This window comes from Klebsiella sp. P1954, from assembly GCF_018199955.1.
Lineage (GTDB): Bacteria > Pseudomonadota > Gammaproteobacteria > Enterobacterales > Enterobacteriaceae > Klebsiella > Klebsiella pneumoniae.
The window spans coordinates 4,843,777-4,864,734 of sequence record NZ_CP073373.1 but is presented as its reverse complement, the minus strand read 5'-3'; the positions used below and the strand labels follow the sequence as shown (position 1 = coordinate 4,864,734).

The window sequence follows — 20,958 nt, the reverse complement described above, 5'->3', positions numbered from 1 at the left end:
AATTTCACATACTTTTTTATCATTCCTTCCGGTATTTATTTTCCCGTTAAAATTTCATTACCCCTCCTGCATCCTGACCATGCTCTTTAACAATATGGAGCGGGCTGTCACACAACCATAATTCAGGGTGCCGCTGAATGTTCTCGCTGACCCGTTAAAACCGGAATGCAGGATCGGAATGTGATCGAAGAAATCATCTTCAACAATTTTAATTAAACGAGGACACTATGAGAAAGCCTGTTTATTACGCGTATGTTGCCCAGGAAAGTCATCCGGACTCTCAGGGTGAGAAAAATACCTGGTGGACAAAGGTCGGAGTCGCCTTTCCCCACCACGGTAAATCCGGTCTGAATATTGTCCTGACGCCCGGTATTGCCGTTTCCGGCAAACTGGTCCTGCTTGAGCCCCGGGAGGAAAATAATCCACCACAGAATACGGGCCCCATCGAAACCGTGTCGTAACCACCCTTAATTCTGTTCCCACAGCATGCAGTATCAGCAGACCCTGCATGTCACTTGTTTACTGAGGTCACCATGCTTTCCACCACAGCCTTTCTGGCGATAGCCATGCAGTGCGCCGCCAGCATTCATCCGTCCACGGCATTCGACGTGGCACGGGTGGAATCCGGTTTTAACCCTTATGCCATCGCTGAGATTGTCCCGAAGGCCGGCCCCTCTTTCGGCGATCAACACATTATTTCTCACCTGCCAGCCAGCCGGGGAGATGCAGAGCATATTCTCCGTCGCCTGTCAGCACAGGATCGCCGTTACTCTGTCGGGCTGATGCAAATCACCAGCACCAATTTCCGCCATTATGGTGTGTCCGCCACAGAGCTGCTTGATCCCTGTACCAATCTGTCCGTCTTCGAACACATTCTCAGAGACTGCTACCGGCGCGGCGGCACGTTGAAAAGGGCGCTGAGTTGTTATTATTCCGGCAATTTCAGTACCGGGCAACAACCTGAAACGGCGTTTTCCGGAACGAGCTATATCCAGCGAATCGGTTATCCGCCGGGATCATCCCGCTATGCGGTCCCCGGAACCCGTGAGGACAAATCATCAGTTGCCGTTCCCCTGAAAACCGCCCCTGCCAGTGACTCATCCCGTCACCACGTGATCTGGCCCGGAGTCGTCGTCCGTGGCGTCCCTGCGAAACTCCGCCAAGAAAAAATCTTCATCGCACCGTTCTCCGCGCCGTCAGTGCGCCGGAGTTTCTCCCTGTCACCCCGTGAGGAGGAGGAATAATGATACTTTTCCGCAAGCTAAAAGCTGTGGTCCCCCCCGTTTCGGCCTGTACGCTGACGACTTTTTCTGCAACCCCGGCACTGGCCGACGGATTTCAGCGGGCAAATACTGTCATGCAAAAAGTGTCAACCGGGCTGCATGGTCTGGCGGCAATCACGATCACCGTGGCCGTGATCTGGATTGGCTATAAGACCCTGTGGAAAGGCGAGAGCCTGTCGCAGTGCGGCTACATCATCATTGGCGGCATTTTAATTGGCGGAGGCAGTGAAATCGGCGCTCTGCTGATGAGCTAAGAGGCTGAACATATGGCAAAGCTGCTCAAGGCAATGAAACGCCCGGCGGCGCTGTGGGGGGTGCCAATGGTGCCCCTGCTGGCTGTCACGGGTGTAACCATCATCGTTGCTATCTGGACTTCCGTCGCTCTCCTGTTCTTACTTCCTGTGCAATTTCTGGTGATGAAGTCCCTTACCAGAAATGAACCGATGCGGTTCAATCTGATTGCCGTATGGCTGAGAGCGAAGGGAAAGCCGGTAGCAAACCGTTTATTTGGCGCAACAACATTTATGCCCGTTGAGCATGATGATGTTGATATCAAGGAGTTTCTCGACGCCATGAAACTAAATCAGTGTGCCACCATCAAGAAGTACATCCCGTACTCATCGCACATTCATCAGCATGTGGTTCGTTCCCCTAAGAGCGATCTGTACTGCACCTGGGAATTGATGGGAACGCCGTTCGACTGCGAGTCTGACGAGTCGCTCCAGTTCGGGACGAACCAGTTACACGGGCTAATCCGCTCATTCGAAGGTATGCCAGTTACTTTCTATATCCATAACGACCGCAATACGTTTACCGACAATCTTCATAAAGATTCCGGCAACCCGTATGCCGATGAAGTTAGCCGTCTTTACTACGCTTCTGTCGGTCTGTTCCGGCGCAACCGCCTGTTCCTGACGGTCTGCTATCGCCCGTTTGTCAGCCTTGAAAAAGCAGAACGCAAACGGATGAAAGACAGCCAGAAACTAAAGGAGCTGGACGGTGCTTTGCTGGAAATGCTGGAAATAAAAAGCACGCTCGATACCGCGCTGTCGCGCTATGGTGCGCGACCTCTCGGTACGTTTACCGAAGGAAACGCGGTGTTTTCGTCGCAACTGGCTTTCTATGAATATCTGCTAACGCACCAGTGGCGAAAAGTGCGCGTCACCCGTACCCCAGCCTATGACGTGATGGGGGCGGCGGTGTTGTTCTTTTCGGCTGAATCCGGGCAGATAAACCACGCCAACGGTACGCAATATTTCCGGGGGCTGGAGGTTAAAGAGTTCTCCGAAGAGACCGCCACGGGGATGATGGACTCCCTTCTTTACGCCCCCTGCGATTACGTGATCACGCAGTCCTATACCTGCATGTCACGCGAGGAAGCGAAGAAAGCCATTAAGCGTACCCGTCGCCTTTTGATGAGTGCCGACGACGATGCTGTTTCCCAGCGGCTGGATCTGGATGTGGCGCTTGACCTGCTGACATCGGGGAAAATCGCTTACGGCAAGCACCATTTTTCCATCATGGTGTATTCCCCGTCGCTGGAAAGCCTGGTTGCTGATACGAATGAAATCAGTAACGCGCTGAACAACATAGGGATAACGCCTGTTCCGGCAGAAATATCGCTTTCAGCGGCGTATATGGCGCAACTGCCAGGCAACTACAACCTGAGGCCACGTAAAGGGGAGCTGAGTAGCCAGAACTTTGTGGAGCTGGCCGCGCTCCATAATTTCTATCCGGGCAAGCGCGATAAAGCCCCCTGGGGGGATGCGATGGCTTTACTGCGCACCCCGTCAGGCGATGGCTACTATATCAACCTGCATAACACACTGGCAGATAAGGACGAATTCAACGAGAAGAACCCGGCCAGTACCTGCATCCTCGGTACGAACGGTTCGGGTAAAACCATGTTGATGACGTTCTTTGAGATCATGCAGCAGAAATACGGGCGCGAGGATAGCTTCTCCCCGGATGCCAAAACCAAACGGCTGACAACCGTTTACCTCGATAAAGACCGGGGCGCAGAGATGAACATCCGGGCGCTGGGTGGCCGTTACTATCGGGTTATCAGTGGTGAGTCTACAGGGTGGAACCCGTTCTCGTTGCCAGCAACCAAACGCAATATCAATTTCATCAAGCAACTGATGAAAATCCTTTGTACCCGTAACGGCTCGACGATCTCCCCACGCGATGAACGACGTCTGAGTGATGCGGTCAATGCTGTGATGAATGACGAGCCGCAATATCGCGTCTACGGCATTACCCGAATGCTGGAAAATTTGCCTGAGCCGGCTACGAAAGAAGCCCAGGAAAACGGCCTTAGCATTCGGTTGTCACAGTGGGCGCAGGGCGGTGAGTTCGGCTGGGTGTTTGATAACGAGTCTGACACGTTCGATATCAGCAACTGCGATAACTTCGGCATCGACGGAACGGAGTTCCTGGACGATGCAAGCGTATGTGCGCCAATCTCGTTTTATCTGCTGTACCGCATTACCAGCCTGCTTGACGGGCGACGCCTGGTCATTTTCATGGATGAATTCTGGAAGTGGTTACGCGACCCGGTGTTTAAGGACTTTGCTTATAACAAGCTGAAAACCATCCGTAAGCTGAACGGGATGCTGGTCGTCGGTACTCAATCCCCGGCAGAGATCATCAAAGATGATATCGCCCCGGCAGTGATTGAGCAGTGCGGGACACAGATTCTGGCGGCGAACCCCAACGCCGACCGCGCACACTATGTTGACGGTATGAAGTTTGAACCGGAAGTGTTCGACGTGGTGAAAGGGCTTGACCCGCAAGCCCGCCAGTATGTTGTGGTGAAAAATCAGTTCAAGCGCGGCGATACCAAACGTTTTGCCGCTCGTGTCACGCTCGACCTGTCGGGTATCGGCAGATACACCAAAGTCATGAGCGGCGATGCCCCCAACCTCGAAATATTCGAATCGATTTACCGGGAAGGAATGCAGCCTCATGAATGGCTCGATACCTACCTGGCTAAAGCGCTCTGACCCAAAGGAGATATACGATGAAAACTCGCTTTCGTACTCTTATTCTGGCTTGCGTCATTGCAAGCCCACTGGCTCATGCTGGTATTCCCGTCGCTGTTGATGCTGACCCTATGCGGGACGTGCAGTGGGCGCAGGAGTTAAAACGCTGGATGGAAACGGCCAGACACTACCAGTCACAAATACAGGCATATAAAGACCAACTGGCGACGGCCACTGGCGTTCGTGATATTGCTGATTTTGTTGACCAGGCCAAAGGCCTGAAAGCTGACCTTGAAAAGCTGCGTAAGCCCGGACAGGCACTGAATGACCTGCTTCTCTCCGGCGGTTCCTCCGGGCAGTTCGATGCGTTGTACGAGAAGTATAAAATTTTCGACACCTGCAACACTGCGCAATCGGGGAGTTATGCCAACGTATGCAAGCAGCAGGTCATCAACAAGGCTATCCAGCTTGAGCAAACCGACGAGGTTCAGAACCAGGTAAGCCAGACCCTGGGGGAAATAAACAGTCTCTCCAACAGGGTAGCGTTAGCCAAAGATTCGAAAGAATCTCAAGACATTGCAAACAGTATTCAGCTAAAATCTGTCATGCTGAACACGCTTACCACCCAATGGGAAATGAGCGTGAAAGCAGCAGAGAAGCGCGAAAATGCGCTAGAAGCGGAGCGTGTTAAGCAGTGGAATCAGCAGCAGTTAAACGCGCCAACTGCTGACCTTAATAATTTATGAGGTATTTATGTTATCAAAAAAAATTATTTTAATTTCGACGATCACCCTGTGCTTTTCTATTGTTGGATGCAAAGAGGAAGCTAAAACAACAAAATGGTATAGGGATCACCCTGACGAATTAAAACTAGTTTATGAAAAGTGCCAAAAGAGTGGTGACGCTTCTGAAAATTGCAAGAATGCAAATGAAGCCCACTATCAAATCAAGCAGCTAAACGCACCAACTCCAGACTTAAATAATTTAGAGGAGTAATATATGAGTGGCGGTCTTTTTGTTGGGGTTGAGAAATACCTGATAGGAGGAATTACAGACGCCACAAAGGGATTGATGATGTCGTACTCTTCTATGATGATGGGGCTGGCAGCAGCGTCAGCTACCATCTACATCATGTGGCGTGGATACCAGACTTTGGCTGGTAAGCTATCTACGCCTATGGAAGACACGATGTGGGACATCATGAGGATGGCGATCATCCTGTCCTTTGTGGCTAATTTAGGCGGCTACCTCGATGGCGTTATTGATGCCATAAACGGAATAAAGGAGGGTTTTTCTGGTAGTGATAATATATGGCAGTTATTAGACACCCTATGGAATAAGGCTAAAGTGTTAGGGAAAACGCTACATGACATGGATAATTCTACATATGTAAAAGATGAGGGAATGACTGCTCAATTTTGTGTATGGCTTGGAATATTCGCACTTATGATTCTAGCGGGCTTTGTTTCAATGGTTGCCGAAGTAATGATTCTACTATTAGGAATAACTGCACCTATTTTCATATTCTGCCTTATGTATGGTTTCCTCCGCCCCATGTTCAATAACTGGTTGCAAAATATATTTGCAGGGATATTAACAATTCTATTTGCCGCTCTCTCATTGAGAATTGTAGTGAATTACTTGAATCTCGTTCTTAATAAGGCGACGAAGGTAGCAGACAGTTCAACAATTGTTGAACTTGGTGCTCAAGTCTGCCTTGCAGGTATTTTCGCTGCAATACTGGTGTATATTTCCGCTAAGGTAGCCGCAGCTCTGGCCGGGGCAAGCGCTACCGTATCCATGCAGGGGCTGGCCGCTGTAGGTATCGGTGCGGCTGCTTTTGGTGCCGGGAAGCTAGCCGGGGGTGCAGTTAAAGAAACCAAACGTTCCGCCCAGGACAACATTCAGGGCTGGAAGGATGCGAATGCAGGTAAGCCCGGCAAGCCCGGAGGTGAGTTAGGCTATAACGCATCTAAAGCGCGGAAGTACGCGATTGAGCAGATGATAGCCCGGAACGAAGCGCGGAGGCTGGCACAGTCGAGAGAATCCGCGGTTAAGAAGTTCAACAGCTAGGCCAGACGTCTCCCGTCCATCCCCCCGAAATATCATCATATGAAAATATAATTATATTTTCATATATCTAATTTAGTTGAGGAAATCATTGATGAAACGCTTGATTGCGCTGGCTTTGCTGTGCGCGCTTTCTGGCTGCGCCCAGAACACGCCTCCCTCTGCCTTTAGCGGTAAGGGAGAACCCGTAAACACCCCTCAAATTATGGCGGAGTTAAACAGTCATGAGTGAACAGAAATTAATAGCTGAATCCCGCACTTTTGAGCAGCAAATGATTGAGCGGGATAAACGCGCCACAAAAGCCGGTTTTGTTGTTGGCGGTATGGGTCTGCTGATTGCGGTACTGGCGCTCGTCGCCGTGGTCGTGATGTTGCCGCTGAAACAGACGGACGTTGAGCTGTATACCTTGGATAACCACACAGGACGGGTGGAACACGTTACCCGGACATCGAAAACCAGCCTGACCGCAACAGAAGCCTATCAAAAGGCGATGGCCGCAAACTACGTCAAAGTGCGTGAGCGGTATGTCTATCCCTCTTTGCAGGACGACTACGAGACGGTACAGGTCTACAACGCTCCCCAGGTAAACGATGACTATCTGGCGCTTTACGCCGGAAAAAACGCCCCAGACAAGGTTTATAAGAACGGGGCGCACACCGTGAAAGTGGAGATCTTGTCCAACCAGATCACCGATGCGACAGCCCCTGATAGGGTCGCCACCATCCGCTACAAGAAGATTATCCGCCGTCTGGCTGATAACAGCACCCGCAACGAATATTGGGATGCCCGGTTCACGTTCCATTCTAACCCTGACAAGGAAATGAGCGATGCGGAACGCGAGATCAACTACTTCGGCTTTACCGTCACCAGTTGGCAGACCGACCGCGAAATCCGGGGAGGTGAATGATGAAAAAGTTAACGTTTACCGCACTGGCACTGATGATGTGCGGCGCGGCATGGGCTGCGGCCATACCGCAGGCAAGCCGCTATGACTCCCGCGTGCAGCAGGTTATCTATAACCCGCAGAACGTCACTGTCGTTAACACCAAACCCGGCTTTATGACAACGCTAGTCTTTGATAACGATGAGGCGGTCATAAGCGCCAAACCTGGCTTTGATGAGGCGTGGGAAGCCACGCCGGATGCAAACCGGGTCAACGTTCGCCCGGTCGCGCTCACGCAGGGAGCGCCCGGAGAAGATGGCAACACAACGCAGGTCGTGATCCCCCCGAACAGCCGGGACTGGCATACCAATATGCTGGTTGTCACCAGTAAGCGCCTGTACAACGTCGAGCTGAACGTCATCGATGATAAATCGGCACAACAACCCGCTTTCCAGGTGAGCTATCGCTATCCGGGCGAAGAACGGGACAAAGCGAGCCGGGAGGCGACGGCCAGACAGCGCGAGTGGGAGCAGAAACAGCAACAGGCCAGCGTCCAGAAAGCGCTGAACTCGGCGCAGACGCCCCGCAACTGGAGTTACACCAAATATCCGGGCAAAGGCAGTTTCAACATTGTTCCCGATTTTGCTTACGACGATGGCCGCTTTACGTTCGTGGGCTTCTCCCCGTCTAAGTCCATTCCTTCCGTCACCAAAGAGCTGAACGGCAAAGAGCATGTGGTTAACAGCAGTATCCAGAAGAAAGGCGATTTCACCGTACTGGTGATTCAGGAGGTGACGCCACGCCTAGTACTGCGTTCCGGTAATGCCGTTGTGGGTCTGGAAAATAGCGGATTTGGCAAGGTACACGCCGCCGATGGTTCCACCGTATCCCGGCAGGTGGAAAGAGTGGAAAAACCGGAATCCAATTAACCTATAAAAATATTTTTATATTTTTATAAAAGGAAACGTGCATATGAACGACGAAAACAAAATGCCTGTGCCGGATGAAGCGCAGGCATTCCCGGCACACGCTGAGGATGATATTGCCACGCTTGAGCGGGAAGCCCGCGCTAAAAGGGAGGCCGAGCTTCTCAATGCGCAGGACGACGAAGAGAAAGACCCGGTACAACCCGCCGTTAACAAGCTGAAAAAGCGCAAACGGGGCAAAGCAACCGCCTTTCTTGCCATTGTCGCGGTCACGCTTATCTTCCTGGCATGGGGTGGTAACTGGGTTTATCGCAATATCCTGTGGCAGCCTACGGAAGAAAAGAAACAGGACACAGCCCCGCAGACGAACAAAACCGATTACCGGCAGCGTAACGATCTCGGTATGTCCACCGATACAGCCGAAGAAGAGCCAGAGCAACAGGATAACGGCCAGAGCAGCACGGGGGGAACAGGGCAGGTGGCTCCGGCCGCCCCGCCAGAACTCAACAAAGCCAGCTTCCTTATTCGCCATGATGGTTCGGCCACCACACAGAACCCGGTAAAAACCCGGCAGCAGGAAATGACGCTGACATCGGCAACGACCACCGGACAACAGGACAGCAGCGCGGCCACAAATACCGCCGCACCGCCGCCGGGACAAAGCCCCGCACCAGTGCGCCGCATACCCTATAACCCTGACCTGTACATCCCGGAAAATACCTCGATCCCCTGCTCACTGGATCGCCGCTTTGTATCTGACCGGGCGGGGAAACTTCGCTGCACGGTCACTACTGACATCTGGAGCGCCAGCGGCAACACGAAGCTGATAGAGAAAGGCACCACCGCATCATTACTTTACCGCGCCATAGCGGAAGAAGGTATGAAGCACGGGCAAGGGCGGGCATTCATCATTGCGACGAAGCTACGCACCCGCCAGCCGCCTTATCTCGATATCCCGTTGGTTGATACCAGCGCGGCTGGCGATCTGGGCGAGGCTGGCGTTGATGGCTGGATAGATTCGCACTTCTGGGAACGGTTCGGCGGCGCGTTAATGGTCGGCATGATCCCCGATATTGGCGCATGGGCATCCAACAGCGCGGGTAAAAAAGACCGCAATACGGACTATACGGAAAACAGCCGCCAGGCTATGGCAGATATGGCACGTACCACGCTGGAGAACAGCATCAATATTCCCCCAACGCTCTATAAGAATCAGGGCGAGATCATCAACCTAATCACAGGCGAGGATATTGATTTTTCCAACATCTATACACTGAGGTTGAAAAATGACCGCTAAGAATATTTCCCTCGACCGCTATAAACAGCGTTTCTTTGGCGACTTTCTAGAGCTTCCCGGCCTGACGGAGATCGCCGTCAATCGTCCAGGTGAGCTGTATACCAAAATCAACGGCGTATGGGAGCAGCACGCCGTTCCTTTGTCCTATGAGGATTGCTACAACTTTGCCCGGTGCCTGGCAAAGCACCACGGCGACAATATCGAAGATATTAAGCCGGGGCTGTCAGCCACGCTGGAATCTGGCGAACGGTGCCAGGTGATTGTTCCCCCGGCCTGTGAGCGCGATACGGTGTCTATCACCATCCGTAAGCCATCGAAGGTACAAATCCCGCATCAGTCATACATCGATGCGGGATTTTATAACCGGGTAACAGGCGAGGAAAAAACGGAGACGCACGACGAGGAATTAATTGCATTGTACAATACAAAAAATATTCCTCTGTTTATGGAGAAATGCGTCGAGTACGGTAAAACTCTCGCGGTCGCCGGGGAAACAAGCACCGGGAAAACCACCTATATGAAAATGTTGATAGGGTATATTCCTGTACATCTTCGGATATCAACCATTGAGGACAACCCGGAAATCACGTTCTTTATCCATAAAAACTACGTCCATCTTTTTTATCCGTCAGAATCATCAGATGAAAAAGGTTCTATCGTTACCCCGGCGAGCCTTTTACGCTGGAATTACCGTATGAACCCTGACCGCATTTTATTAACAGAGGTTCGCGGTGCGGAAGCCTGGGACTTCCTTAAAATAACAGGTTCCGGCCATGAAGGGAGTATGACCTCCATTCATGCAGGATCAGCGAAAGAAGCTATAGATGGGTTTATTACCCGTTGCTATGAAAATCCACAGTGCGCCCAGCTCCCCTATACATTTATGTTACGTAAGGTTCTGGATAGCCTGGACGTGATTGTGAGCATTGATTTAGACGGAAATGTTCGCCGTATGAATGACATCTATTTCCGTCCAATTCATCGAAACCAGTATTTTGAGGAAATGAAAGCATGATAAAGAAACTTAAAGTCATCATGTTGGCAGCAATAGTTACCGGATGTTCATCGCCGCCGCCTCCCGTTCCTGTGGAGTGGGATAAAGCCGCTGACCCATTAAATACCAGTTTACCGCAATGGAGTGACAATAACGTTATAGTCCCTTCCCCGACAGTTAACGGTAAATGGACATCATCAATCAGCGCACAAAGTTTCTACGATACAATATGGACTCCAGCAGTATTTTACGCAGTCGCCCATTCAACACGAATTGTCGTCACTGCACAATCCGGCACTGATTTCTTTAATGCCAAAAACTGGCTTCGCCAGAATGGCGCAAAAGGCGTTATTGAATACCAGCCTGTATTTAATTGCCTGACGTGCAGAGAAACCACTATTTATTTCTCTCGCTAATCCATTTAAGCAACACAATCTAATAAGGATTTATCATGAAAAAAACCGTTATCGCGGCGACTGTATTATGCCTGACCGCAGGAACGCCGATTTATTCCTTTGCCGCTGACCCGTGCGAAGTTGTTCTTTGCATGTACGGAAAAGCTACAGGTAATAGTGGTGGGAGTGAATGCAGTTCAGCAGAACGCGCATTTTTTAAAATCAACGCATTTAAAAAACACCATCGTTTCAATCCGGGTAAAACATTCGATATGCGAAAAGAATTTTTAGGGGAGTGCAAAGCCGCAGACCCTGAATCAATAAGTAAAATCCTTTCAAAATTTGGCAGAGTGAAAGGATAACTGACATATCCATTTTGATATGAGAGGTTCGAAATGATAAACGAAGATTTATTCATTAAGAATATACACTCAAAAAAATAGGACAGAATATCTGTAGCCATGGTATATGACACGTTATCAAAAGAAGCCCACAGAGGTTGTGGGCTGTATTACGAAATATACGAAAGCTGTTTTATCGGTCTTTTGCGCGATCATCTTTCAGAACTTAATGAAGCTGACGCAAATAGATTAAGACGCTATGCCGAGAGTAAAGGTACGAAAATTGATGATGCGTCCTACAGTGAAGCACTGGAAGCTGAAAGGGAGTGCAGGGCTGAAATATACCGCGAGCAAATGTAATCACACAAAACAAAAGTGTATTGTACAATACAGAGACTAACAGGCGACGGGATTTTAAGGCTTCATTATTTTTGGCTTCAATTTCGAAGAAATTGTTAAGACGAAAAATAATGAAGTGGAACGTGGACAGAAAATTCAATTTCGGAGAAATTGCTAATTTTCAGGATCCACGTCCACCCGCGAACATTCGCCCCAGCGAATTGAAGCGGGCCGGGGGGAGCCGCAAAAATTTTGCCGCCCCAGCGAGCAAAAAGGCACGCCCACGTGCCGGTTTTTGTGGGGGGCTTGCCCCGCACACCGTCGCAGCCAGGCTATATTTCCCGCCCCGGCGGGGAATATGCCGATTAGGCGCGACCAACCCCTTTAAAGCAGCGTTCCCATTTTTTCGAGCTTGCGAAGAAAAAATAGGCTAAACGCGCGTCTTAAAGGGGTTGGTCGCGCGTAGCGGGCGACGGTGTGCCGCCTTTGACCCTGGGGATTTTGGCGCGGCGTTCAGCCACGACATTACCCCCATGCGGCAGGCAATAAGGGCGTCCAGCCCGCATGTACTGGCGCACGCCGTTTCGTGCAGGGAAGCATGCTTTCCTGCACATGGTCGCAACGCGGCCACCTTCTTCGCCCCAGACACTCGCCCCATATTTTCGCCCGACACCATGGGGCGAATTGATGGGGCGATGTCATGGGGCGAGTAGCTGACTAAGGAGGCATCATGATTTTAAATAAGCTTGCCGCTTCACTGTCACCGATAGTGAACGGGATGCAGGCACTGCTCGCTTTTGTGCAACAGCAGCAACTGATGCTGGCGTTATTAGCGGGGCTGACGATACCGTTTTTTGCATCAATGAAAAGCGATGAACGGCAGAAAGCCCCATTATGGAAAAGGTTGATTATCGCTTTTTCCCTGCTGTGTTTTCTCTCTGGCACACTGGCCCCGGTCGTTATCGGCTTTTTCCAGTGGCTGTATAAGAGCAGACTCACCAGTGATAATACGGTACTGGCCTGGTCAGTACGGATTGCTTTCACCGTGACCGGGATTATTTTTCATATTATGCTTCGCCGGGTATTCACGCCGGAACTGGACAAAATAAAGAAACGCCTTGTTAAAAAAACCACCCTTGAGCGGGAATTACGCACCGATGTCCGCACCGTAAAGTCCCTGCTACCGGAAACACTGCACTATGATCCGCTGGATTATATCGACCTGAATAAAGGTATTTTTACTGGCATGGACAGGGAGAACGAACCAATGTATCTCCCGTTAAAAGACTGGCAGAAACAGCACGCGGATATTATCGGTACCACCGGAGCCGGTAAAGGCGTTGCCGCCGGCATATTGCTATATCAAAGCATTCTGGCCGGTGAAGGTGTCTTTGTTATGGACCCCAAGGATGATGAATGGGCACCGCATCTTTACCGCAAAGCCTGCGAGGATGCAGGCAAACCCTTTGCCTTAATTGACCTGCGAAAACAGCAATATCAGTTAAACCTGATTGAAGATATCACTCCCGATGAACTGGAAGAACTGTTAGTTGCCGGTTTCAGCCTGGCGGAAAAAGGACAGGAATCGGATTTTTATCGGATCGAAGACCGGAAAGCCGCGCGTATGGCCGCACAATTTGTCAGCGATGATTCATCGGCAACAATCCGGGATGTTTATAACGGTGATTACGTGCAGGGTATTGCCGAAAAAATCAAAGCGTTCTTTGGGAAGATTGAGGAACTGGCATTACTTAATGCCATTAACTCACCAAAAGGCTTTTCACTTAAACAAATGTTTGATGAAGGCGGTTGCTGTTACGTCATCGGTTCAATGCGAAACAGCAAAATAATTACCGCCCAGCGCATGCTGCTGGTTCGCCTTTACCAGCTGGCAGAAAAGCGCGATCGAGTAACAGACGTCCCCCGCCCCATTGCTATTTATCTTTCCGAACTGAAATACCATTTATCCAGACCAGCGCTGGAAGGTCTAGGTGCGGCGCGGGATAAAGGTGTGCATATTATTATGGACCACCAGTCCATCGCCGATTTAAAAGACTGCCCGGCAGATTTGAAAGGTGACGCCGTTGTCGGTGCGGTCGTTGAAAATGCCAAATTCAAACTGGTTTACCGGGTTATGGACCCGGATACAGCGGAATGGGTGGCGAGAATGTCAGGCACGATTCTGGTGGATGACGAACTCCGTAAGGCTAAGACAGATAATATGCTGACGGAAACCATCGACAGTGAGCGCACAATCCGCCAGGCCGAACGTTTCTTTATTGACAGCAATATGATCCTGAACCTGCCCGATTTTGTCAGCTTTATCTTTACGACAAAAACACTACCTTCTGCCTCACTGATTTCACCGATAAAGGTCAGAAAGCGTCAGCTAAAAATCTTTTCGGTTTCCCCTGATATTGCCGCAGCGGCAGCCACGGTGAAGATAATGCTGGATTTTGGCGAGGATGATAAACCAGCCATGCCGGATGTGATGACAACGCACCCGGCTCTTTTCTTCGACGAAAGCGAAGTAAAACCGGTAAAACCGAAACCTGATGATGAAGAACACCTGTCCCCGCTGGATTTTTAAGGAGCGGTTATGCTGATTTCGTCCTTTCACGAGCGCCAGACGCGTAACAACAAAAAAATAAAACAACTGCTGAACTTCCTGAAAGAAGAAACCTACAGTGATTTTAAAACGCTGATGCAGTTATTTGGTTTCCGGGATCATAAGTCGCTTTATTCGTTGCTGGCAAAAACGGAGCGAATGGGGTTAATCCAGAAGCATGTACTTGAATCACGGACAATCAGGATTTCATTATGGGGGATCACCAGCGACGGGCTGGCGGTGGTATTAACCCCGAATGATAAAATCTTTCCTGCGCGGTTTGAACCATCAAAAATCACCGGCTGGACGCTGGAGCACCATCTTGATAATCAGGCCGCCAGGCTTATTCTGGAGAAAAAAGGCGCGTCGGGATGGATTAACGGCGACCGGACCACTTTTATCAGCCAGTATCAGGTGAAACATCGCCCGGACGGGTTACTGACCCTGCCTGACGGTAACGTTATTGCCATTGAAACCGAGCGCCGCCTGAAAACCCGAGCCCGTTATCAGTCGATCATGGCAAGCCACCTGCTGGCACGTACCCGCAAGCAGTGGATTTACGTTTTTTATGTTGTGCCCGATCCGCAGAAGAAGCGTGCGCTTGAACTGCTGTTTGACAGCATCAGGCATGTCATCATCAACCATCAGCACGTCCCGCTGGAAGAACGTCACCGTCGGGTGTTTCGCATTTATACCTTTGATGAACTGAAACACCTGTCATTAGGCAGCTATACGTAAGCTTTTACTCAGGCCATCGTGATGGCCTCACCGGCCTGGCGGCGATACTCGCCAGGCCGGAATTTTTTATTCCACTGCGAGGCGCAGACTGTTCGGTACTCGCTGTGCTGCGTTCCGCCTCAGTTTGCGCCTTGCAGCGTTGCCGGTTAAAAACCATGTAACCGCATTCCCTTGCGGTTGTCTGATTCCGGTCTCAGAGTTTATCCATCAGGTAACGATGTGCTTTAGAGGCGGCGCTGGCCGCTTTGAAAATATAACGCTTGTCGTTTTTCAGCGCTTTCAGCCAGGAAGCAATATAGCTTTCATGCTGTACCTCGCCCTCAATCCCCAGGTCCGCCATCAGAAAAGCACTTCCCAGCTCCGCCACCAGTTCTTCCTCTGCATAATCTGCACTGCCAAACTTCCCTTTCATTTCACGGTTCAGGCGTTTTTTACCACCACTCCAGTGAACCAGCTCATGCAGGCCTGTAGCGTAGAAATTAGCTGCATCTGAAAACAGATGGCGCTCCGGTAACCAGACTTCATCAGTTGATGGGCTGAAAAAAGCGTTTTGTCCTTTCTCGATGATGTTTGCCCCACTCTTCCGTAACAGGTTTTCAGCCTGCGGTAACGGGTCAAAGGTTGCTTCCGGGCTGACCGTTTCCTTTGTCAGGGGCAAACCGTCGATTTGCTGAACGTTAAACACGGTGAAAGTTTTCAGCATCGGAATATGGTCGATTTCTCCGGCGTCGTTTTCCTTCTCCAGCGTGGTGTAGAAAATGGCTGTTGTGCCATGTTCACGCATGCGAACCTGTCCACCGGCTGCCTGTGCCTGTTTATAGGTCAACCAGCGTGAATCGCTGAACCCCTGTTTTGACGCACTGCACCACAGCAACATGATATTCATGCCACTGTAGGCTACGCCGGTGGCGTAATTGGATGGCAGACCAGGCATGCCTGATACGCGCTGCCACGGGCAGGACCACGGTTTTACACCGGCTTCGAGCGCTGCAATGATGTTGTCAGTAACGATCTGATAAATATCCGTTCCGGTTTTAGAAAATTTCGTTTTTGAGGAGCCTGACGGGTCCAGCGGGGATACGCTGGTCGCCACTGCGGTGTTAGGGGCGGTAGTCTGGTTATGCAGGGAAATCGTCATGGTTTTTTCTCCGTCAGTGTGTGATTTTCGTCTTCGTATCGCCTGACGGTTCGTTTTCCCGACATCGTTCCGGCACGCAAGGACGCAGAATGCGTGCCATTTATCCTTGCGGAACGGGTTGTGTTGGGAAACGATTAACCGGAAGTTGATGCGAGAACGAAAAGCGCACAGGAGAAAAAACCTGCCCTTGCATAGCCGGGCGTAGCGCCCCTTGCTATGCAGCGGTGAAAAGGGTTTGAACTATTAAATGAATAACTGCACCGTAGTAATACGCATGCAATCAAAACCATCATAACTTATTGATTTAAAATATTTTTTAAGCCACTCGTTTAGAGTGAAAATTCTGATTGATTAGTGAAACAATTGGTTAGAGAATGTAACTATTCACACAGAAATCCTACTGAAAAAAATAAAGAGACAGTAATGAGTATGTTAATCTGGAAGAAAAAAAATAATGCTAAACACTTAATCTTGTTTATACATGGCTTAAAAGGCGGAAGTGATACGTGGGCAGTTGATAAGATCACATCCTTCCCACAGCTTATATGTGAGGATGAAGATTTTTGTGATGCCTTTGATATAGCTTGTTTTGAGTATTTCACTAATTTTACGAATACCTACGGTAAAAGTAGAAATTTACTCGCCAGATTGTTCACATCACTAACAAAAAAAGAAGTCAATCTTCCTGTTGATGAATTATCAGAGTTACTTGTTGGTGAATGTCAAATAAATTTATCCGATTATAGTAATATAATATTTGTCGCTCACAGCATGGGAGGTTTAATAGCAAAATCATGCATTATTAAAATGCATGAAAGAGATCTTTCTCACAATATAACTGGATTTATTTCACTTGCTGTTCCTCATTCGGGCTCAGAAACTGCTTCATGGGCTAGTATGGTTTCATCAAATGTCCAGCTTGGTGATTTAAGTGTATTTAGTAAAGAAACAGATTCTCTAAACCGCAGATGGGTAAAGTTGCCTAAACTCCCTGAGTTAAAGTTTTTGTATGGAAGCTACGATAGTATTGTAGTTAAAGCCAGTGCAATTCCTGTTCAAGTTTCTGCCAAAGAGTCTATAGCTGTTCAGGAGGATCATTCGACAATTTGCAAACCAAAGGATAGGGATTCTAATGTTTATCTTATCGTTAAGAAACTAGCTCTTGAAATACATAACAAAACGGAACTAATTTCATCATCACCAGAATTTAAAGATGATAAGCAATATGACAAAGAATTTTTTGTATTGAAAATGATAGTCGCTGATGTACATAGTGATATATCAAAACATGCTAAGGAGTATTATTATAATGCAGAATTGGCCAGAAATATTTTCACTAGCGATCGAGATAGAGAAACCTTAAGTGTTTTGTATAGAAAAATAAGGGAGATATATCAAACACAGTATCATGACTCTATAGCAAATCATAATACAGCAAACCAACTCTTAGCTGCAATACACAAAAAAATAGAAGATGAAGATAAGGTTAAATTATCATCTCTTCTTGATACACTTGATAGTGTACATAAGAAAGGAATGCTGCATCAGCTTGCTAATAAGCTAGATAGAGATATAATTTGGTCCCCAGACACATCTCTTGATTCTTTGAATAGTTTAAGGGGGCAAAAATGAGTTCATTACCTTATATTCCTCTTGATGAAGATTTTAATTTAAATGTTGCTCTTCTGATTATTTTAATTCATACGCTAAGCAAGAATAGAAATGATGTTCTATTGTTGGATAGAAATAAAATTCAAATATTTTTATATTTGATTAAAAACCCGTCAAAACTTGAGGCTGTAATGATTCTGGCAGGTAAACAAAACACATCCATTGATATGACAGAAACTTATACAATTAAAAGTCTATCATTAAACGTTGACATTCTTTTCAGCACTCCAAAAATAAAAACACTTTTGAAAAAATTGTCGATACTGGGATGGCTTCGTGTAACAAAGTCTGATGGTGCATCTTATTTTAGTTTAACAACTCAGGGTGAAAGCGCTTACGAGCAGTTTGGCGGCGAATACTTTAACTCAGTGAAAACTTATACCAAATCCATGGATAAAATAAAGTCACTAACCTCCAGTAAATTAAATTCCATTCTGAATGAAGTATTCAAGGTGTCAAAATGAAATCCTATTTAAGAATTGAACGATTAATCCTTGTTGGTGTACGTAAGAATTACATTGTCAAGTTTGAAGATGGATTAAATATTATACATGGTGATTCAGATACAGGAAAATCTAGTATTTTAGAGTTTATTAACTATTTACTTGGCGCCAGTAAAATAGAGTTGGCCGATGAGATTATATCATCTGTTAATTATGCGGCGTTAGAGGTCATAATAAATGATTCGGCTTATACCATAGTTAGAGATATTTACAAACCACAAAATTTCATTGAGGTCTATCAGTGTCCTTTCGAGAGGAGGGAGGCATTCATTTCTAGAAAATATGCTCCTAACTTCTCTAATAACAATGCCCCAGATGGATTCTTTTCTGATTTCTTGATGGATGCATTAAATTTCCCCAAATTAAAATTAAAAGTGTCACCCACTCAGGTGACTAGTCAATTTAAGCGGTTAAGTTTCAGAAATATCATTAAATATTCCTACGTCAATCAAGATGATATGGGAAGCAAGTCTCTCTTGGGAATGACTGACTGGGCTAAATATACGTACACTAAAGAAGTTTTCAAATATATATATAACGTACTAGACACTGACATATCCGATATTGAGCAACAAATATCAGATAAAAGATCTGAATTAAACAACTTGCGTAAAAAGTATGAACATGTTTCGGAGTTTTTGAGAGAGACAGGTTATGAAAGCATTCCATCAATTGATGATGCAATAGAAGAATGTGATTCAATCTATGAATCGTTGAACATTGAGCTTCACTCATTAAATAGTAGTATGATGGCAAACTCTGACAATTACAATCAGTTTAAATCGTACCATTCAGAATTCAACCTAAAAATAAAAATGATCGTAAGAAGCATTGAAGAAATAAATTTAAAAAAAGATCAATACATTAGACTTAAAAACGATTACATTAATGACATAAAGAAAATAAAAGCGATTCATTTGGCTAATGAAAAAATTGGCCTTACTCAAGACATTAAATGTAATTGCCCTATTTGTGATAATATAATTACCATTGAGAACGGTGAAGGTGGATTTATCAAATCCAAACCTGAGTCTCTCGATGAAGAATTATTATCATTAGAAAAAAGAGAAAAATCCATTAGCGATCTAATTATTAACCTGACTCATGAACATAGGATTTTGCTGGATGATAAAATTCAACTTGAAGCTGATCTGAACAAAGTCAGTGGAATGATAGATACAGAAGCAAAACAGTTTATTACTCCATTTCTCACCCAACGTGATTCTTTATTAAAAGAAATAACATCTGTAAGTAAAAAAAGAGAGACTTTAGTATCAAGCTTGAAAGTTAGAAACCGTCAAGAGGAACTTTTAACCAAGCAAAAAAGCCTTACAGATAATATAGAAACTCTTATAGAAAAACTTAACGACTTAAGAGTTAATGCTCCTAGCATAGATGGTATATTATCTTGTTTAGGGGATGATTTGATGACTTTTTTAACCGACGTGAAAATAAAGAATAGAACTGGGATAAGCATAAGTAAAAAACATTTCTCGCCCATTGTAAGAGATAGAGACTATTTTAATATCACATCTGGAGGTTTAAGAACTATTATTTCCATAGGGTATATGTCATCAATATTAAAGAGCTCTATTGACTCAGACATAAACCATCCTCGTTTTTTGATGCTTGATACTATAGGTAAGTATCTCGGAAAAAACTTGAAGGCGAAATATGCATCCGAGACCAATATAAAAGATGATATTGATGAAGGAATCTCTGATCCAGAAAAATATGAAAACATCTATAATGCACTCATAGAAATAACTAATTATGCGCAGAAAAAAAGAAGTCCGTGTCAGATAATTGTTGTAGACAATGATGTCCCTGATAAGCTTTCTGGCAGATTAAAATCTATAACTGTTGCTCACTATAGTGCAAGTAAGGAAAACGGGTTACCTGTCGGACTAATTGATGATGTCATTTACAAACATTAACTACTTTAGATTGAGGGATGCTAAACTTTGGTTTTCACTGTGATACTTACAGGCAAACCACAGGGATGCCATCATTCCATTGCCGCACCCCAGCTCGAGGATATGGCTACCTCAGGCTCTCTCATAATCCTGCGCTCCGGACGAATATCTGTTCTGGTGCAGGGAGCTTTTATGCCCGGAATTACATTCCTCATGTGTACCGGGGAGATAGTATCTGCCATCAGGCGAGGGGCTGGTTCCTCCCGAGCAACCATTCATGCCCCGCTGACCGTTTTTCCCGGCAAGTCTGGCTCCGCCGTTGGCATCATTTGTACGCTACAGTTTGCACCCGTCCTTTGAGTCACTCTGCCCGGCATAAGTCAATGCTGAAAATGCCAGGGTATACAGCATAAAAAAATTCAATACCTTACTCATACTTTATCCTCTTTCCGCACTCATCATCTGACCGTTATCGAATCAGCCTGCTGTTCAGTCACTTTCAGCCCCGCCCCCGCGAGTGCGGTACAGAGAGCATCCCTGATGGTCATCCTGCCTTTAAAGGGATTAACCCTGACCGGGGCCGTCCTGCTGAGGTCCATCCGGATAAAACACCCGGTCCCGTGCGCCAGTTGCTGAGCTGTTTCATCAAACCGGGAAAACTGATATTGTAATCCGCAATGGTGTAACATTTGCCTTCCGGCACATGAGCATCCGGGGAAGCATTGCATGAAATAATTAAGAAAATCGATTGACTGATAACAATTATACTATTTTAATGGGCAAGAAATTAAAGGCAACAGAACAATTTAAATATATCTGATTAATTTCCTTATTGTTATGATAAACTATAAAATCGACTACAAAAAAGGTT

Annotated in this window: 20 protein-coding genes; 19 read left to right on the top strand and 1 reads right to left on the bottom strand. The window is 47.1% G+C overall.

The window, feature by feature from the left end:
• Positions 1–227 precede the first annotated feature (227 nt).
• From KB890_RS23360 to mobC, 16 genes are all read left to right on the top strand, one after another.
• A complete protein-coding gene (locus KB890_RS23360) occupies positions 228–461 on the top strand; it encodes a hypothetical protein (protein ID WP_001231171.1) in 234 nt (77 codons plus the stop codon).
• Between the two features lie 72 nt (positions 462–533).
• On the top strand, positions 534–1,244 hold the full coding sequence (locus tag KB890_RS23355; RefSeq protein WP_001593436.1) for a lytic transglycosylase domain-containing protein: 711 nt from the start codon (positions 534–536) through the stop codon (positions 1,242–1,244).
• Positions 1,244–1,537 (top strand): TrbC/VirB2 family protein, encoded by a 294-nt coding sequence (locus KB890_RS23350; RefSeq protein ID WP_000600171.1) that lies wholly within the window; start codon positions 1,244–1,246, stop codon positions 1,535–1,537. The genes KB890_RS23355 and KB890_RS23350 overlap by 1 nt, the downstream gene beginning before the upstream one ends.
• A gap of 12 nt (positions 1,538–1,549) precedes the next feature.
• Positions 1,550–4,288 carry a VirB4 family type IV secretion/conjugal transfer ATPase gene (locus KB890_RS23345; RefSeq protein ID WP_094965467.1) on the top strand — a complete coding sequence of 913 codons (2,739 nt, stop codon included), beginning with the start codon at positions 1,550–1,552 and terminating at the stop codon, positions 4,286–4,288.
• 17 nt (positions 4,289–4,305) lie between these two features.
• Complete coding sequence (locus KB890_RS23340; RefSeq protein ID WP_045391609.1) at positions 4,306–5,013, top strand: TrbJ/VirB5 family protein; 708 nt, start codon at positions 4,306–4,308, stop codon at positions 5,011–5,013.
• Between the two features lie 7 nt (positions 5,014–5,020).
• Entirely contained in the window at positions 5,021–5,263 is a 243-nt protein-coding gene (locus KB890_RS23335) for an EexN family lipoprotein (protein WP_001593437.1), read from the top strand.
• Between the two features lie 3 nt (positions 5,264–5,266).
• A complete protein-coding gene (locus tag KB890_RS23330) occupies positions 5,267–6,340 on the top strand; it encodes a TrbL/VirB6 family protein (RefSeq protein ID WP_001593439.1) in 1,074 nt (357 codons plus the stop codon).
• 221 nt (positions 6,341–6,561) lie between these two features.
• Entirely contained in the window at positions 6,562–7,245 is a 684-nt protein-coding gene (locus KB890_RS23325) for a VirB8 family type IV secretion system protein (RefSeq protein WP_000003229.1), read from the top strand.
• Positions 7,242–8,150 (top strand): P-type conjugative transfer protein VirB9, encoded by a 909-nt coding sequence (virB9, locus tag KB890_RS23320; protein ID WP_000976328.1) that lies wholly within the window; start codon positions 7,242–7,244, stop codon positions 8,148–8,150. The genes KB890_RS23325 and virB9 overlap by 4 nt, the downstream gene beginning before the upstream one ends.
• A 43-nt stretch (positions 8,151–8,193) precedes the next feature.
• Positions 8,194–9,444, top strand: coding sequence for a VirB10/TraB/TrbI family type IV secretion system protein (gene virB10, locus KB890_RS23315; protein ID WP_023339226.1), 1,251 nt, complete (start codon positions 8,194–8,196; stop codon positions 9,442–9,444).
• On the top strand, positions 9,434–10,459 hold the full coding sequence (gene virB11 / locus KB890_RS23310; protein ID WP_000125558.1) for a P-type DNA transfer ATPase VirB11: 1,026 nt from the start codon (positions 9,434–9,436) through the stop codon (positions 10,457–10,459). Before virB10 ends, virB11 begins: the two co-directional genes overlap by 11 nt.
• On the top strand, positions 10,456–10,854 hold the full coding sequence (locus KB890_RS23305) for a cag pathogenicity island Cag12 family protein (protein WP_000592251.1): 399 nt from the start codon (positions 10,456–10,458) through the stop codon (positions 10,852–10,854). Before virB11 ends, KB890_RS23305 begins: the two co-directional genes overlap by 4 nt.
• 35 nt (positions 10,855–10,889) lie before the next feature.
• Positions 10,890–11,195 (top strand): hypothetical protein, encoded by a 306-nt coding sequence (locus KB890_RS23300; RefSeq protein WP_000754360.1) that lies wholly within the window; start codon positions 10,890–10,892, stop codon positions 11,193–11,195.
• An 87-nt stretch (positions 11,196–11,282) separates the two neighbouring features.
• Complete coding sequence (locus KB890_RS27615; protein WP_087205727.1) at positions 11,283–11,534, top strand: dpoa decarboxylase; 252 nt, start codon at positions 11,283–11,285, stop codon at positions 11,532–11,534.
• A gap of 709 nt (positions 11,535–12,243) precedes the next feature.
• On the top strand, positions 12,244–14,103 hold the full coding sequence (locus KB890_RS23295; protein WP_063116534.1) for a type IV secretory system conjugative DNA transfer family protein: 1,860 nt from the start codon (positions 12,244–12,246) through the stop codon (positions 14,101–14,103).
• A gap of 9 nt (positions 14,104–14,112) precedes the next feature.
• Entirely contained in the window at positions 14,113–14,859 is a 747-nt protein-coding gene (mobC, locus tag KB890_RS23290) for a MobC family replication-relaxation protein (RefSeq protein WP_021551854.1), read from the top strand.
• A gap of 193 nt (positions 14,860–15,052) precedes the next feature.
• Here mobC and KB890_RS23285 read toward each other — a convergent pair whose 3' ends face one another.
• A complete protein-coding gene (locus KB890_RS23285) occupies positions 15,053–15,997 on the bottom strand; it encodes an ArdC family protein (protein WP_049017039.1) in 945 nt (314 codons plus the stop codon).
• Positions 15,998–16,420: 423 nt separating this feature from the next.
• Between KB890_RS23285 and KB890_RS23280 the strand changes: the two genes are divergently transcribed.
• From KB890_RS23280 to KB890_RS23270, 3 genes are read left to right on the top strand one after another with little or no spacing between them, the layout of a single operon-like run.
• Entirely contained in the window at positions 16,421–17,629 is a 1,209-nt protein-coding gene (locus KB890_RS23280) for an ABC-three component system protein (RefSeq protein ID WP_032431981.1), read from the top strand.
• On the top strand, positions 17,626–18,132 hold the full coding sequence (locus tag KB890_RS23275; protein WP_021551857.1) for an ABC-three component system middle component 4: 507 nt from the start codon (positions 17,626–17,628) through the stop codon (positions 18,130–18,132). The genes KB890_RS23280 and KB890_RS23275 overlap by 4 nt, the downstream gene beginning before the upstream one ends.
• Positions 18,129–20,108: an exonuclease SbcC gene (locus KB890_RS23270; RefSeq protein WP_049120017.1), complete on the top strand. Its 1,980-nt coding sequence runs from the start codon at positions 18,129–18,131 to the stop codon at positions 20,106–20,108. Before KB890_RS23275 ends, KB890_RS23270 begins: the two co-directional genes overlap by 4 nt.
• Positions 20,109–20,958: the final 850 nt, after the last annotated feature.

Bases quoted from the DNA above. Each gene is read 5' to 3' on its own strand.
- KB890_RS23360 (WP_001231171.1), top strand. From the start codon at position 228: ATGAGAAAGCCTGTTTATTACGCGTATGTTGCCCAGGAAAGTCATCCG.
- KB890_RS23355 (WP_001593436.1), top strand. From the start codon at position 534: ATGCTTTCCACCACAGCCTTTCTGGCGATAGCCATGCAGTGCGCCGCC.
- KB890_RS23350 (WP_000600171.1), top strand. From the start codon at position 1,244: ATGATACTTTTCCGCAAGCTAAAAGCTGTGGTCCCCCCCGTTTCGGCC.
- KB890_RS23345 (WP_094965467.1), top strand. From the start codon at position 1,550: ATGGCAAAGCTGCTCAAGGCAATGAAACGCCCGGCGGCGCTGTGGGGG.
- KB890_RS23340 (WP_045391609.1), top strand. From the start codon at position 4,306: ATGAAAACTCGCTTTCGTACTCTTATTCTGGCTTGCGTCATTGCAAGC.
- KB890_RS23335 (WP_001593437.1), top strand. From the start codon at position 5,021: ATGTTATCAAAAAAAATTATTTTAATTTCGACGATCACCCTGTGCTTT.
- KB890_RS23330 (WP_001593439.1), top strand. From the start codon at position 5,267: ATGAGTGGCGGTCTTTTTGTTGGGGTTGAGAAATACCTGATAGGAGGA.
- KB890_RS23325 (WP_000003229.1), top strand. From the start codon at position 6,562: ATGAGTGAACAGAAATTAATAGCTGAATCCCGCACTTTTGAGCAGCAA.
- virB9 (WP_000976328.1), top strand. From the start codon at position 7,242: ATGATGAAAAAGTTAACGTTTACCGCACTGGCACTGATGATGTGCGGC.
- virB10 (WP_023339226.1), top strand. From the start codon at position 8,194: ATGAACGACGAAAACAAAATGCCTGTGCCGGATGAAGCGCAGGCATTC.
- virB11 (WP_000125558.1), top strand. From the start codon at position 9,434: ATGACCGCTAAGAATATTTCCCTCGACCGCTATAAACAGCGTTTCTTT.
- KB890_RS23305 (WP_000592251.1), top strand. From the start codon at position 10,456: ATGATAAAGAAACTTAAAGTCATCATGTTGGCAGCAATAGTTACCGGA.
- KB890_RS23300 (WP_000754360.1), top strand. From the start codon at position 10,890: ATGAAAAAAACCGTTATCGCGGCGACTGTATTATGCCTGACCGCAGGA.
- KB890_RS23295 (WP_063116534.1), top strand. From the start codon at position 12,244: ATGATTTTAAATAAGCTTGCCGCTTCACTGTCACCGATAGTGAACGGG.
- mobC (WP_021551854.1), top strand. From the start codon at position 14,113: ATGCTGATTTCGTCCTTTCACGAGCGCCAGACGCGTAACAACAAAAAA.
- KB890_RS23285 (WP_049017039.1), bottom strand. From the start codon at position 15,997: ATGACGATTTCCCTGCATAACCAGACTACCGCCCCTAACACCGCAGTG.
- KB890_RS23280 (WP_032431981.1), top strand. From the start codon at position 16,421: ATGAGTATGTTAATCTGGAAGAAAAAAAATAATGCTAAACACTTAATC.
- KB890_RS23275 (WP_021551857.1), top strand. From the start codon at position 17,626: ATGAGTTCATTACCTTATATTCCTCTTGATGAAGATTTTAATTTAAAT.
- KB890_RS23270 (WP_049120017.1), top strand. From the start codon at position 18,129: ATGAAATCCTATTTAAGAATTGAACGATTAATCCTTGTTGGTGTACGT.